The 14,301-nt window shown below is 38.0% G+C and carries 11 protein-coding genes; 1 reads left to right on the top strand and 10 read right to left on the bottom strand.

Features of this window, described 5'->3' with window-relative positions; all coding sequences use genetic code 11:
- Positions 1-11: 11 nt before the first annotated feature.
- The 4 genes from DXB58_RS03170 to DXB58_RS03155 form a co-directional block, all read right to left on the bottom strand.
- Complete coding sequence (locus tag DXB58_RS03170; RefSeq protein ID WP_004300562.1) at positions 12-728, bottom strand: LytTR family DNA-binding domain-containing protein; 717 nt, start codon at positions 726-728, stop codon at positions 12-14.
- A complete protein-coding gene (locus tag DXB58_RS03165) occupies positions 725-1,804 on the bottom strand; it encodes a sensor histidine kinase (protein WP_004300564.1) in 1,080 nt (359 codons plus the stop codon). Before DXB58_RS03165 ends, DXB58_RS03170 begins: the two co-directional genes overlap by 4 nt.
- Positions 1,801-2,877 (bottom strand): sensor histidine kinase, encoded by a 1,077-nt coding sequence (locus DXB58_RS03160; protein WP_004300566.1) that lies wholly within the window; start codon positions 2,875-2,877, stop codon positions 1,801-1,803. Before DXB58_RS03160 ends, DXB58_RS03165 begins: the two co-directional genes overlap by 4 nt.
- Before the next feature lie 81 nt (positions 2,878-2,958).
- Positions 2,959-5,436 carry a TonB-dependent receptor gene (locus DXB58_RS03155; RefSeq protein ID WP_122135885.1) on the bottom strand — a complete coding sequence of 826 codons (2,478 nt, stop codon included), beginning with the start codon at positions 5,434-5,436 and terminating at the stop codon, positions 2,959-2,961.
- Between the two features lie 278 nt (positions 5,437-5,714).
- Here DXB58_RS03155 and DXB58_RS03150 point away from each other — a divergent pair, with 278 nt between their 5' ends.
- A complete protein-coding gene (locus tag DXB58_RS03150) occupies positions 5,715-6,194 on the top strand; it encodes a hypothetical protein (RefSeq protein WP_122135884.1) in 480 nt (159 codons plus the stop codon).
- Between the two features lie 136 nt (positions 6,195-6,330).
- Here the strand turns inward: DXB58_RS03150 and DXB58_RS03145 are convergent, their stop codons facing one another.
- The 6 genes from DXB58_RS03145 to DXB58_RS03115 form a co-directional block, all read right to left on the bottom strand.
- Positions 6,331-6,921 (bottom strand): sugar O-acetyltransferase, encoded by a 591-nt coding sequence (locus DXB58_RS03145; RefSeq protein WP_199487891.1) that lies wholly within the window; start codon positions 6,919-6,921, stop codon positions 6,331-6,333.
- 20 nt (positions 6,922-6,941) lie between these two features.
- Positions 6,942-7,487 (bottom strand): hypothetical protein, encoded by a 546-nt coding sequence (locus tag DXB58_RS03140; RefSeq protein WP_122135883.1) that lies wholly within the window; start codon positions 7,485-7,487, stop codon positions 6,942-6,944.
- 191 nt (positions 7,488-7,678) lie between these two features.
- Entirely contained in the window at positions 7,679-9,760 is a 2,082-nt protein-coding gene (locus DXB58_RS03135) for a glycoside hydrolase family 3 protein (RefSeq protein WP_122135882.1), read from the bottom strand.
- A gap of 62 nt (positions 9,761-9,822) precedes the next feature.
- Complete coding sequence (locus tag DXB58_RS03130; protein ID WP_004326615.1) at positions 9,823-11,394, bottom strand: PKD domain-containing protein; 1,572 nt, start codon at positions 11,392-11,394, stop codon at positions 9,823-9,825.
- 298 nt (positions 11,395-11,692) lie between these two features.
- Positions 11,693-12,853, bottom strand: coding sequence for an exo-alpha-sialidase (locus DXB58_RS03120; protein ID WP_122135880.1), 1,161 nt, complete (start codon positions 12,851-12,853; stop codon positions 11,693-11,695).
- A complete protein-coding gene (locus tag DXB58_RS03115; RefSeq protein WP_122135879.1) occupies positions 12,840-14,294 on the bottom strand; it encodes a RagB/SusD family nutrient uptake outer membrane protein in 1,455 nt (484 codons plus the stop codon). The genes DXB58_RS03120 and DXB58_RS03115 overlap by 14 nt, the downstream gene beginning before the upstream one ends.
- Between the last annotated feature and the right edge of the window lie 7 nt (positions 14,295-14,301).

Here is a 14,301-nt window from a genome sequence, read left to right as displayed (position 1 = left end):
AAAATGAAAAATCACAATCTTTGTTTCATTACAAAACCCTCAAAGAAGTCGTCCCGGTAACTATTACCGATAGCAATTTCATACGATTTGATAAATATATCATTATTGTCAAATGACTCGATGTGATCGGTATTGACAATATAGGATTTATTCACCCGCAAAAAAATAGATTTTGGTAATAAATCGAATATGGCTTTCAGGCTCATGCGAGTAATGATACGCTGGTCGTTCAGTTGAAGAATGACGTAATCTTTCAATCCCTCAATAAAGAGAATATCGGAGAAATTCACCTTGAAATACCGACGCTCTGCCTTTACGAAGAAATATTCAGCGGCAACAATCGTTTCGATAGCTTCTTTCTCTTCTTTCAATAATAGAGAATGATAGGATAACGCTTTATCCACCGCCTTTTGAAAACGTTCCGCTTCGACGGGCTTAATCAGATAGTCGATTGCATCTACTTCATAGCTATCCAGCGCATATTCTGTATAGGCTGTGGTGAAAATAACCAGTGTTTTTTTGGAAATCGTACGGGCAAACTCTATTCCTGTAATCCCAGGCATCTGAATATCCAGAAAAACCAGATCGACTCCCTGTTGTTCCATAAAGTCGGAAGCAGTTGCAGCACTATTAAAGCTGCCTATCAACTGGAGATTATCGGATTCTTCTATCAATAATTTCATGGCCTCACGTGCCAAGGGTTCATCATCTACAATGATACAATTCATAATGTTATACTTAAAATTACAGAATAGAGATTTTCATCTTCTTTTTGTTCCAACTTATAATGTTCAGGATACAGTAATCCTAACCTACGCTGAATATTGGCAAGTCCGATTCCACCGACTTTACCCTGCTGGACTGCAACAGCCGGTTTAGAATTCTCACACCGGAATTCCAGCCGGTGAGCCTCCACCTTAAAAAAGACATGGACATACGAAGAATGCTCACTATCAAAACTATGTTTCACCGCATTTTCCACAAAAGGAATGAATAATAAAGGCTGAATCCAAATGGAATCCACTTCTCCCTCCTGCCTCAACGTAAACTGGAAATTGTCACGGCGTATCTTTTCCAAATTCAGGTAGTCATTCAGGAAACGGATATCCGAAGCCAACGAAACTCTTTCACGCGAACTGTCATTAATCTGATACCGTAGCAAATCTTCCAGTTTGAAAAGTACTTTGGAAGCTTCTTCCGGATTTCTCTTTATCAGGACATTGGCATTATTCAGCATATTGAAAAGGAAATGCGGGTTAATCTGATTCTTCAGAAATGTCAGTTCGGATTGCAAAGTAGTGGACTCAAGTTCGTCAATACGCAGGTTGTAACGCAACCAATGGGTAAACAGTGATATGGCTGCCGAACCTGCGGTAACAAAACCGATGGTCAGTATCCCCGAAAAAGTATTAATGAAAGTAGCGAATCTGCCAGGATCTTTTCCGGGCAGAATTACTTCAAAGAGTAATCCCTGGGTGATTGAAAGGAAGACGATGACTACCAAATTCGTCAGGACAGCCGCCAGGACATAATGACCTAAGCGGTTCTTCAACAGAAAGCAGGGTACTAATATATACAGGTTCATATAGATTACTGTATTAATGGAAACAAAATATGCCAGGAATCCACCAAAACGCCGCCAAAAAGAAACTGACTGCAAAGGTTCGTACCAAAAGACATTAATAGTCATCAAAAGAACTATTATTTGCAGTAACAGATGTCTGCATGTCCGGTAATGAGGACTTAACAAAAAAGCTGTAACACTTTTATCTTCCATTCTTCTATGTTCTGTATTCAGGTTCATACTTCACCTCCTTTCAATTCCAACCAGATGCTTTCTGTCGTCAGGAATAGTCTGTAACGATTGCCATATAATAAGTTCAGTCTTTGGCGGATTCTTTCAAGTCCTTTATCTTCCAAAAGATTCACTTGTAGGCAAAGACAGGTGAATATAATTGTGTTCTCTTCTACTTTCAAATGGATTTTGAGAGAAACAGGGATTGATGTTCGCTGTTCGTTGATTGATTTTACAATATATTGCACAAATGGAATGAAAAGCAAGGGTGGAACCAGTGTTCTATTTACTTCTCCATCCGCAAGCAGTTCATAATTGAATTGTGCCTGGGAATTCTGTTCCAAGGTCAGGTAATTATTCAGGAAATTAATTTCACTACTAAGCAATACCTTTGTTCTGCTGCAATCATATAGTTGATAGCGAAGTAGTTGACTTAATTTCATCAGCATCTTCGAGGCTTTTTCCGGTTCGCTCAATGTCAGTTCCCCCGAATGATGTAATGTTTTGAAAAGAAGTTCGGGGCTGACTTGTTCTTTTAGCTGTTCCACTTCCGAAAGTACGTGAACCTTTTCCATTTGTGAGACACGTTGATGGTCTATCATCCATTCTTTCAGGAGAACAGTCATTGTTCCTCCTATCATGCAGAGTGTGGACAACATGAAAGAAGATATATAATCCATCACTATAGGTATGGAAAAATAAGAGGCACGTTCGTAAAATTCCGGCCAGCAGGAATAAGATACATATTCCGTTGCCATTTGTATTGCCAGGGCAAGCATCATTGCTACTGAAAGTAAGGATATGTAGCTTAGATAGCGTCTTTTCAGCAAAAACTTTGGAAAGAGCCAGAAAAGATTCAGATAAATAACTCCTATATAAGTCAGTAGATATAAGAAAGTGAATGTATAAATCCATCCTCCCAATATATCCCGGTAATCGAGGAATATAATAAAAACCTGATTGAATGATATGGTAGCCAACACCATAATGAGCACCAGATAACGCGCCCATCGAAGTTCCGGGCTAACGAGAAATCGATATAATAAAGTAGATTTATTGTCTGTTGTTATTGTTTCAGCCATCGTGTATTTAATCAGGGAAGATGTTTTATCTCCGGGGACGAAGATAAAACATTTTTCCGGTTGGACTTCTATATCGGTTATCTAAAATTCAAGTTTATAACTCACATTTGTCAATGTTGTAGAACCGTCGCTAACATCAATTTTTCCAGTTTTCACATTATATTCATGTCCATAGTGTTCTTTCGCACCGGTAAAGTTAAGTCCTTTCACTGCAAACTCATGAGAGACTTTCTTCTTGTTGATGCGGTAACTCACGGTATAGTTGCCGATAAGCATGGGAGAATATTGTTTAGAAAATGCTTTCGTTTCGTCATATTGCACCTCTTTATCAGGATGATTCATCGTTGCTTCCCTGTCAATCGGAGAATACCGGTCACCTCCTTGTAAGGTCAATTTCAGATTGATGCTAAGAATATTCTGTCTATTACGTCCCAGCATCCATTCCTTTCCAATCAGTCCGTTGATGACATAATTCCGATTAAACTTCGTATTGTACCACACACCGTCTCCGCCCCGATAGCGGGAATCGAAAAGAGAACCGGAAATCATGTAATAGAGTCCTTTTTCCAGGAAACGTTCTAAAGTGATATCAATACCTATGTTGCGTCCTCTTCCTTTATTAACCAATGCGTCTTCCACATAGAAATCAGAGCGGTTGAGTACGGAATAAGAGCTGTCAGCCATCACAGGCACATCATGGAGAAATTGGATATAAGGTTCTATTTTCAGATTCATGCGATCGGATATTTTGTATCCAAAAGATAACATGACGTGCTGCGCTTTGGTGAAATCGAGTTCCTTGTTGACGGATTTGTCTCCTGTACTTTTCGTTTTCACAAAATAGACGTCCATTTTCTCCATACGGCTGTACATACCATAAGCCAGTGCGAAAGTTGCTTTCGGAGTAGCTTGCCATTTCAAACCAATACGGGGTTCAACAGACCACTTTTTATTCAGGGTCAGAAATTGCCCGTAAATACCTGCATTGAGCGTCCAACGTTCCGTCAATCCTACAGAAGAACTATTGTAGGCAGATATCAGACTCGTATTGCCTTTTCCTTGAGATACGGTTTCCAGTGATTCGGCTTCATAAGGAGCAATGGCAAGGTTCATTTGATAGAACATGGCATTATACGTAAATCCTGTCTTATTAGTAAAACGGTTACTGAATTTACGGTTGAAAGTCGAAGTCAGTATCAAGTTGGTATGTTTCGAGTTAAGATCCATGTAGGGAGTAGATTCCAGAGAGTGGTTAAACATGGTTGCTCCTCCGTCCAGTTGCGAATAAGTACCGGCAATAGTGGTTTTCAATGATGCGTCATTGTTGAAGAAATAACGGTGGCTGATACCTCCGGCAGCCATATACTGTTTGTCTTTTGATTCGCTACGGTCGCTCATATATTCCCATTTATCCGTATTCTTTTCAAAATCACTGCCGAATTTATCAATCAGGCTGGTTCCCCAGATAGAGAATGTTCCTGCTTTCTGTGTCGGGAAATTCAGTTTGAAGTTCAAGTCCTGATAGTCCATCTTTCCGCCCTCCAAGTTCAGAAGTCCCGTTGTGGAATACCGGTAATTGAAAATATAGGATGCTTTGTGCTTCTTGCTTAACGGTCCTTCGGAAGCTACATCAATTCCCATGATGCCCACTTGAAGCGTATTCTCATTCTTCTGGTTATTTCCATTGCGCAATTTCATATCAAACACACCGGATACCGCATTTCCATATTCTGCCGGAAAAGCTCCGGTAAAGAAATCGGAATTACCCAATACCTGCGAACTAAGAGATGAAAGTATTCCTCCACCCAATGTGGCAATATCCGCAAAGTGATTCGGGTTGGGAATTTCAACGTCTTCCAATCGCCACTGCAACAGATGGGGAGCATTGCCATGAATGGATATTCCATTAGAAGATACACTGGGGGCCACTCCGGCAAAGGAGGATACCAAACGGGCAGGGTCGTCAAAACCTCCGGCGTAGCGGCTCGCTTCTTCCACACTTAACATACGGGCCCCGGTAGTAGCCATCTTATTCATCGCCTCCTCTTTATTGGTTCTGGCACGAATCACTACTTCATTGAGTTCGTTTACACTTTCTTTCAAAGGAATTTCCAGATAAACCTCCTTGGCGGAAGTTACCAGTATCTCTCTGAAAATACCCGGCTCATATCCCATAAAGGCTGCCTCTACCGTATGCCGTCCAACAGGAACCTGTGGTATGCTGAAACGACCGAGACTGTCTGTTATCGTACCTGCTCCCTCTTTTTCGGATAATCTCACCGTTGCATACGGTATCGGGTGTTTTGAATCCCCGTCAATAACCATTCCCCGGATTGTCTGTACCGGCCGTCCTTTTCTCTGCGGTGTCTGACTAAACGCCACTGCGGATACCAACAAAGCAACCAACAAAAGTATCCACCCGCCATAACGATGTATTTTCCGGGTTAACTCTTCACTAAGAACTCTTTCAAAGGTTTTGAGTACTGCGCTGCATTCATCTGCGGAGATACCCGACTGAATAGATATTTCTTTTAATAATCTAGTTTTATTCATCTTCATGATTTTATTCTGTTTTTATTTCGTCACGAAGATAGAGTATAGAAGATTGCCGATTTTTGAAATGAGACGAATGCATCCCGTTTGTAGACAAAACGCTAAATTGGTAAGATGAAAAAGTCATTCAATCCATGAAATCTTACCAGAAACAGAGCCTTTAAAAAAAATAAAACTCCATATATTCTGTTTTTAGAAAAAAAATTCTACATTTGCCAAATCAATATACAGCAAAACAACAATAGTGGCTTTATAGCGACACAATCAATTTAATATTTTAAAGTATGAAAAAGTTTTTATTTGTTTTGGTGGCCTTTATCACCATTTTTATGACTAGTGCTGAAGCACGCCGTATAAAAATCAACGTTCCAGCTAACATTCCTAAAGTCGCAACTTTGCCGGACAGTTCCTATTACAAGACAGATGACGGTTCACATTTGGATCTGGGTTATATTGAGAAAGATGGTAGCCGTGTATTAGTGCTGTTTTCAGAATCCAAACCTGATACCTATTATGATATTCCCGACGATTTTATAGAAGCTCTTCAGAAAGACCTCAATGTAGAGGATCTTACCAGTCTCATTCCAGAGCCATCTTTCTGGGATAAATGGGGAGGCAGTATTCTAATCTATGGCTTCGGTGCATTGATCGTTATCGGTATAATAAGTTATCTGAAAGATTTTATCTTTGGTATCCTCGGACTAGGCAAAAAGAAAAAAGAGGAAGAGGACGAAGAAGATAATGATTCGAAAGCTAACAGCTAACGGTTCATCCTAAGATTAAGTCGGGCAACTCCTATTCTGGTTAGTTGCCTTACCTATATAAGAAAAGTCACATCACTTTCAGAACGGTTTATGTCCTCTAAAAGTGATGTGACTTTTTTTAATAGCACACGCCAACCTACCCTAAAAAGTCGGTCTTATCTTTATCCGTGATCTCCCGAATTACTTTACATGGAACTCCTGCAGCGATCACATTTTCCGGCACATCCTTAGTCACTACACTTCCTGCTCCGATTACCGAATTTCTTCCAATGGTAACACCACCCATAATATGGACGCCTGCACCAATCCAGACATTATCCTCTATTACAATCGGATGTGCATAGCAACCTCCCATAACGCGTTCCCGAGCATCAAGTGCATGATTTGCAGTGTACAGTCCGACACGTGGTCCCAACAAGACATTATCCCCTATTGTAATAAGATTCCCATCCAACATGATGCAATCAAAATTAGCAAAGAAGTTGTTTCCTATAGTGATATTAAATCCAAACTCACACCGGAAATTGGGTTCGAAGTGAACATTCTCCCCAATGCCTTTCAACATTTTGCGTAATAATGCTTCACGAACCTCTTTGGGTTTTCCATAAGTAGAGTTATAATCATTAGTCAGAAAAACGACTTGTTCTCTTCTCTGAACCAGTTCTGCAGACAAATCATTATACATAGTCCCCGACAACATTCTTTCATACAATTCTCTATTTTCCATATCTATATCATAATGATTGATTAAAGTCCTTTTGTAATCACTGGTAATCCGAAAAAGCCTTTTTGTAAAGTTAGTATCTTCGGTGCACCTGCCTTGGCCTTATTATAAGTGGAAAGTGACACATGCAATTCTTCCACATCTCCATTCTCAAAAGCTACCTGCAAATAGTATTCCTTACGTATGCCATCCGAAACATAACGATGCCTGCCTACTCTACGGGTCTTCTTGTGTGTTTCTACATATTTTTTCTGTACCATCACTGTTTCTTCGTGTGTGGAAGCAAGATCGGCAAACCAATAATTACCGCCAAGAAACAATACATAACTGATGGCACCGATGCAAGCCAGATGACACAAACAATTAATTACTTTACCATCCATGGTTGTAAGCCATATCCATTTCTTATAGAATGGGATAGTAGCAAGAGCAATCAAAAGCGCCATTCCAACAGGTATCCACCAGGCAGTCAGTGTATCTTCGTAGATAACATATCCGATGCCACACGAAGCAATAAATATCAGAAGCATCAAAAAGCGAAGTATCTTAATAAATAGAGTTTTCATCATATTTCTTTCATTTATACGCAAATATAAAAATAAGCTACTGAAAACACTGATTATTAAGAAAAATACTTGATTCAACCTACTAATTCATGATTAATCAAAAGCCTTTTGCCGATATATCAAGACCTTTTGATTTTCCATCATAACTGAAATTCATGTTTATTGTATCTCCTAATAAGATGACAGCTATACAATCATTCTCTTGTGAAAGAAAGAATATGACTAATATGTCTGGAGGATGTTCCTAATAAAATAGAATATTGACCGGAATTCACTTTCCAATCATGCGTTTCATCATCCCAGAAAGCCAAATCCTCTGGCGTTATTTCAAATTCTACAGTTTGATTCTCTCCTGAATTTAAAAATATCTTCTTAAACCTTTTCAGTTCTTTCTCGGGACGCAACACAGATGGTTGATCTTCTTTGAGATATAGCTGTATAACTTCAGCTCCTTTCTGACTTCCTGTATTTGTAATAGTCACCGAACATCTTATCATTTGGTCATTCATTTTTTTAGATGACAAACGTGGTTTAGTCAATGTAAAAGTTGTATAAGAAAGCCCATACCCAAAAGGATAAAGTGGTTCTATATTTTTTGTATCATACCATCTATATCCCACTAATACACTTTCTCCATAATTCACATCATACACATTGATAAGATGCTCATTTTTAAGTTCATTATAGAGTGACGCCCCTTTAGGTAAGTATCCCCATGCCGGTGAGTCCTCAAATGTTTTTTCTATAGTCATTGGTAACTTACCAGAAGGAGTTACCTTACCTGTGATAATATCTGTGAGTGCTTCAAAACCCGATTGCCCTCCATACCACCCGTAAATCAAACCCGCCAATCGATCATTCCATGCAGACATATCAATAGCTGATCCCGTATTGAGGATAGCAATAGTATTAGGATTATTTTTAGTGACATATCGCATTAATGATTCATCTTCTTTTGGCAAAGCAAATGGACGTTCTATTGCTTCTTTATCTCGCGTACCCATACTTAGCAAAACGATGTCAGCCTCTTTTATATCAGCTACAGTAGGCTTTTCTATATAATACACTGTTCTGCCAAAAGCTCTCTGTAATGCTTCAATCAGACTTACATTATTGTAGCCGATTACTTCTGCAGCTCCATAGCCACGAGGTATTTCATATATAAACTTACCTGTCAATAATATTTTTCTATTCTTTGTTGGATCAAGTGGCAAAATATTATCTCTGTTTTTAAGTAAAACAATTCCTTCTTCCGCCACTTGTCGTGCAATTTTTTCATGCTCCTGATACTTATCAAGCAAAGACAAGTCATATTTGGACCTATCATAAAATCCCATTGCAATACAAGTAGCCAAAATAGGACGCACCATATCATCTAAATCTTTTTCTGTGATTTTTTTCTGATGGTATAAACCCAACACAGATTCTCCAAAATTATATGAACCAGGCATCTCCAAATTCTGTCCTGATTTAATAACTTTCTCCAAATTCCACACCGAATTCCAATCACTCATTACCAACCATTTAAATCCCAATTTTTCTCTAAGAATATTCTTAATAACATACGAACTTTGCCCAGCCCACTCTCCATCAATTTGGTTATACGAGGTCATTACAGACATAGCTCCTGCATCTATTCCTGCCTTAAAACCAGGTAAATAGATTTCATTCATAGCTCGTTCGCTAATGATAGAATTACTCCGTTTACGATAGAATTCGGTGTTGTTCCCATAGAAATGCTTCAAACAAGCCGCTGTGCCTGTACTTTGAAGTCCCGTTACATATTGACTTACCATTTGAGATACTAAATAAGGATCTTCTCCAAAATATTCAAAGTTTCTTGCACATTGAGATTGTCGATAAATATTTAATCCAGGACCCAACAAAACTTCGATACCTCCGGCTCTACATTCCTCACCAATAGCTTTTGCATATTGGTAAGATAGATCTGGAGAAAATGTAGAGGCTAACAATATAGGAGAAGGAAAAGCTGTTGAGCGTTCCAATTGTTTCACCACATTAGGATCAGGCAAATTATTTCGGATATTTACTCCTTGTGTTGCATCCGACAAATAAATGGGAAGTATCCCTTTCTCTTCGAATCCTTTAATAAAGAATTTATTATATCCTCTGACCATGAGTGCCTTCTCTTCTATCGTCAATCGTTCCAATAAGTCATTCGCCTTTTTATATGCCGCAGTTGCGTCCATTATTTGTTGAGCATATATCCCAATGCAACTAATAAACATAAAAACAAGTGAGATAATTTTTTTCATATTATGAAAACTCTTTAATGTAGAACTCCTCTTTATAATAGAGAAGTTCTACCTATTAATATTTAATTATTATATAATTCTTTTATTTCACTTTCTGATAATATTCTTTCGTACAAAATAAAATCATCCAGATAACCATTTAAAAAGTTTTCAGGGGCAAATGCTCCATTAGTAAAGCGATAATTACAACCAATGTAATATGGCCAATTATCAACTACTTTGTCAATAACCCCTTTCTTTTCAATAACTTTTTCTCCGTCTATATAAAGATAACTATCCCTTTTGCCATCAACTTTTTGATAAACACAAACATAATGATGCCATTCACCATCATCCATCCGTTTTCCTTCATATTCAGCCCAGTTTCCAGCCTTACCTTTATATTCTACGCAGAACACAACAGTTTTACCACTAGTATCAAGTCTGAACCAACTTTGTCTTGGGACAGGATCAGTATATGTAGCACCAGGACCAACACCTTGATGGAATATAGCATTCTTTCCAGTCATATTTGAAGTCTTCACCCAGAATGCAACAGTAAACTCACTCTCCGTATAGTGGCTCTTTAACCCTTCTTCAGGAATAGACAATATTGAATAATTTTCTTTATCTCCCTGGAAATGAGCAGCGAATCTACATTCAGCACTTTCGCCAGAAAAACGTGCCGGAGCATTATAGACATTTGCCCCAGTTCCTCCTATAAGTTCTTCAGGGTTCAATTGATTGGGACCTATATCTTTATTATCACCATCGAATGGTAAATATAACACTAGTTTTTCTGCAGAAATGACATATACGTATCCTTCTTTCTCTTTTACGGAACTGTTCACCGAGTTTTTGGCCGTTAACGTCACTTTATATTTTCCAGGATTTACATACTGCACCACAGGATTCTGATCTGTTGAAACAGAAGGATTACCTCCTTCAAAAGTCCATTTCCAGTCTTCCACCATTCCCAATGTTTTATCTAAAAAGTGAATATATCCTCCGGCATATGTATTCCGGCATTGTGCTCCAAAATCTGCGGCAATCGCATTCTTATCAATAACAGTGATATAATCTACCATTACTTTATCAGAAGATGCTTTCGGATTTTTTGCCACTAATTTAACCGTATAAATTCCCGGAGAGAACATCATTTGTGGATTTTGTTCTGTTGAAGTAATAATTTCTCCACCTTCTTTAGGAGTAAAACTCCACAACCATTCATTAGGATAGCCTTTAGATAAATCTTTGAAAGATATAATATCTTCATTTGTTGCAGTAGTCTTATCTGCAGAGAAGTTGGCTGTTATCTGAGATGGGTAGTTGACAGTAATATATTGTTCTTTCACAATTTCATTAACATTGCTTCCTCGTCCAACAGACAAAATGACAGAATAAACTCCAGGTTTATTGTACACAACACTAGGACTGAATAAGACCGAAGTCTCTGGTTCTCCTCCATCAAAATGCCAGTTCCACTTAGTCGGTTCACCGGTAGAAGCATCTTTGAAAGTGACACTTTCACCCATTGTGACTTCCTGAACATTCGATTCAAATGCTGCCTGTAATGATTGCAAATCATCTTCAGAACAAGCAGACAATACTATCATAACGACACACTGTAATAAATATAAAACTTTTCTTTTCATATCAGTGATATATTAAATTCATTGTATTTTATTAATTCTAATTCTCTCAAAACTAATCTTTTCGTATAGCTTTGAGCTGCCATTTTCATATAAAATTCCTATTTCATTATCAGAGAACATTACGATATCAGAATAGGCGAAACCCCACTATATACAACATATCCTGCCGACCATGTTTTACCATTATCCCCACTTTTCTTTATACTCATATTTATGCGTGTTAAACTTATATCTGTATTCTCCTGCACATCAGAACAGGAAAATAAAAACAGTCTGAACAATATGTATTGACACCAATTCATTGTATCGATTTTATATTGACAACTTTAAAAGCCAATCCATCTGTATATCTTTTTTCTCCACCTTCATATATAAGAGCAATCTGTGAATCAGAGAGTTCAACCAAATCCGAATAACCAGAGTTTCCTTCATACACAACATATTGCCCTTTCCAACTTTTTCCACTATCAGAGCTTTTCTTAATAGTCATATTAATACGTTCTGTAGCAGAAGCTGCATTTGAGAGAAAAACAGATTGTCCTATTGATAGTATACTACCCTGACATTTACAATCTATTTGATCGTTGCTAGCCTGAGGATTAGACCACGTTATACCACCATCCTGACTAATACTATTTTTTCGGTAGAATCCTTCATCCGCTCTCATATTCAACATTAAAGTTCCCTCTCCTATTTCAGCAACAGAACATTCGCCAACACCACTAACCGGAGTTGGTTCACCTGGTTTCCATGTCTTTCCGTAATCATCAGAATAAATAATATGCGAATAACTTTTCACTTTTCCATTTTCCCTAGTAGTAAAATAGTTTGGAGCAATTAAACGTCCCCTATTGGTCCCTTTCTGAATTTGAATACCATGACAAGGTCCAGTAGCGTACCAATCCCATTTTTCTTTTTTCACAGCAGAAGTTATCTCAACAGGAGATGCCCAAGTGACACCGTCATCATCCGAATAGGTATAATACGGACGCCGAGTGTTTTCTCCGGTTCCATTGGTTATTGTTCCCCACTTATCTGTTTGATAATTCCATGTCATTAACAAATGTATTCTACCTTTATCATCAACAATCGGAACAGGATTTCCACAAGTATTCTGCCCATCATCCCATATCATTATTTGTTTACTCCATGTTTTTCCATTATCAGACGAACGCTTAACAACAAGATCTATATCTCCACTGTCTCCATTACTTCTAGCTTTTCTAGCCTCTGCAAATGCCAATAAGGTATTACTCTGCGTTTTAACAATAGCAGGTATTCTATAGACTTCATATCCGTCTACTCCCTGACTATAGACATAATCGAATTGGGATGCTGGAACTTCCTCTTCAGGTGAAGGTGGAACCGGAGTATCTTGTGAATCATCATCTTTTTGACAAGCCTGTGTGAATAGGCTCGTCATAAGGAATATACATGTCAGAATCTTATAAGTTTTCATATCCTTGGGTTTGTTTCAGATTAGGATTAATATTCATATCACTTAGTGGAATTGCGAGATATAATGGAATAATAATATTATCAATAGCTTTCTTTTTCAAGTTCGGAACTTCCTGATAGACATCTATTGTTCCACCAAAATGGAATCTGAGAAGATCAGGCCATCTTTTCCTTTCAAGATATAATTCTCTTGCACGCTCATTCAAAATCTCCTTTTCCACTACTTTTTTATCCGTACTTCCATTATAAATACCTATCTTAGCACGATCCCTGACTTTATTTAACTCAATGATTGCCTGAGGTGTCTGATTCAATGCTGCATAAGCTTCGGCCTTGAACAAATACATCTCTGCAAGTCGATAAATGATAATATCCGAATCATAGGTACGATCTCCTTCTGTTTTTGTCCCCTTCATCTTATTATCGAAAATACCGATCTCATTTCCTCCCGCATCCTTAGCTATTATAAAAGATTCTTTTGTTCTAATATCAGTGGGATTAGCATTAAAAAGATCTATTAAAAAAGAGCTTGGTGCATAAGTACTGCGAGCCCCACCTTTTGCATAAGGTATTTCATCTTTATTAACTGCCTTTTCCACAAATACATCTCTTGGCTTCAAACTTTGACTATATTGAGCTTCCTTTTCATAAATCTCAAAGTGAATAGTCCATATCACTTCTTTTCCATACTTAGTACCATAAATATCGGCAAAATTGTCTTCAAAAGAAAGACCTTTACTTGCTAAATCAGCATAAGTGATAACATCCTTCAAATCCTGCTCAGAGCCATTCAAGACTTTCGCTTTCCATAACAAAATATCGGCTTTCAGTGCATAACATGCCGGTTTTGAGGCTCTTCCTTTTCCATTCGTATAACTTTCTTCCGGAAAGAGATCGATTGCTGCATTCACATCACTTAGAGCCCGTTCTAAAACTTGCTCTGCCGGCTCCCTTGCTAATTTAGGCTTATTGGAACTTTCTGTCGGTTCCAGTTCTATAGGAGCATCTCCCCATATACGAGCTACACAGAAATACATATATCCCCTTATGCAATATGCTTCTGCCAACAACCTGTTTTTATCAGATTCCACTCCAAAACTTATTCCAGGTGTATACTTTAATAACATATTACAATGCTGAATTACTGAATAATAACTTGACCAACCATATCCGTTTTGTGAAGTCAGATTCTGTGCCCACAAATTCGATGGACCACCTTCCAGACCTGTTGTAAAAGCATCTCCTCTATCTTCAAAATGAAGAGTTGAATTAGAAGTATCACGTAACTTAGTATAAATACCTATCAAATAGCTTTCTACATCCCCCTTTGTATTCCAGTACCCGTCTCCCGTTATACTTGAAACTGTATCTACATCCAGCAAATTGCATGAATGTAACAAGAACAATGAAATTCCTAATAATATTGATTTAATTTGTTTCATAATTACA

Origin of the sequence: Bacteroides sp. OM05-10AA, from assembly GCF_003439055.1 — a bacterium.
GTDB classification, from domain to species: Bacteria; Bacteroidota; Bacteroidia; order Bacteroidales; family Bacteroidaceae; genus Bacteroides; species Bacteroides intestinigallinarum.
The sequence above is the reverse complement of the archived record's forward strand: the minus strand, read 5'-3'. Positions and strand labels throughout refer to the sequence as shown.

What these genes read in the sequence shown, in the direction of transcription:
- DXB58_RS03155 (WP_122135885.1), bottom strand. Translation starts at nt 5,436, where the DNA reads ATGAAGATGAATAAAACTAGATTATTAAAAGAAATATCTATTCAGTCG.
- DXB58_RS03165 (WP_004300564.1), bottom strand. Translation starts at nt 1,804, where the DNA reads ATGAACCTGAATACAGAACATAGAAGAATGGAAGATAAAAGTGTTACA.
- DXB58_RS03130 (WP_004326615.1), bottom strand. Translation starts at nt 11,394, where the DNA reads ATGAAAAGAAAAGTTTTATATTTATTACAGTGTGTCGTTATGATAGTA.
- DXB58_RS03115 (WP_122135879.1), bottom strand. Translation starts at nt 14,294, where the DNA reads ATGAAACAAATTAAATCAATATTATTAGGAATTTCATTGTTCTTGTTA.
- DXB58_RS03160 (WP_004300566.1), bottom strand. Translation starts at nt 2,877, where the DNA reads ATGGCTGAAACAATAACAACAGACAATAAATCTACTTTATTATATCGA.
- DXB58_RS03140 (WP_122135883.1), bottom strand. Translation starts at nt 7,487, where the DNA reads ATGATGAAAACTCTATTTATTAAGATACTTCGCTTTTTGATGCTTCTG.
- DXB58_RS03170 (WP_004300562.1), bottom strand. Translation starts at nt 728, where the DNA reads ATGAATTGTATCATTGTAGATGATGAACCCTTGGCACGTGAGGCCATG.
- DXB58_RS03135 (WP_122135882.1), bottom strand. Translation starts at nt 9,760, where the DNA reads ATGAAAAAAATTATCTCACTTGTTTTTATGTTTATTAGTTGCATTGGG.
- DXB58_RS03150 (WP_122135884.1), top strand. Translation starts at nt 5,715, where the DNA reads ATGAAAAAGTTTTTATTTGTTTTGGTGGCCTTTATCACCATTTTTATG.
- DXB58_RS03145 (WP_199487891.1), bottom strand. Translation starts at nt 6,921, where the DNA reads ATGGAAAATAGAGAATTGTATGAAAGAATGTTGTCGGGGACTATGTAT.
- DXB58_RS03120 (WP_122135880.1), bottom strand. Translation starts at nt 12,853, where the DNA reads ATGAAAACTTATAAGATTCTGACATGTATATTCCTTATGACGAGCCTA.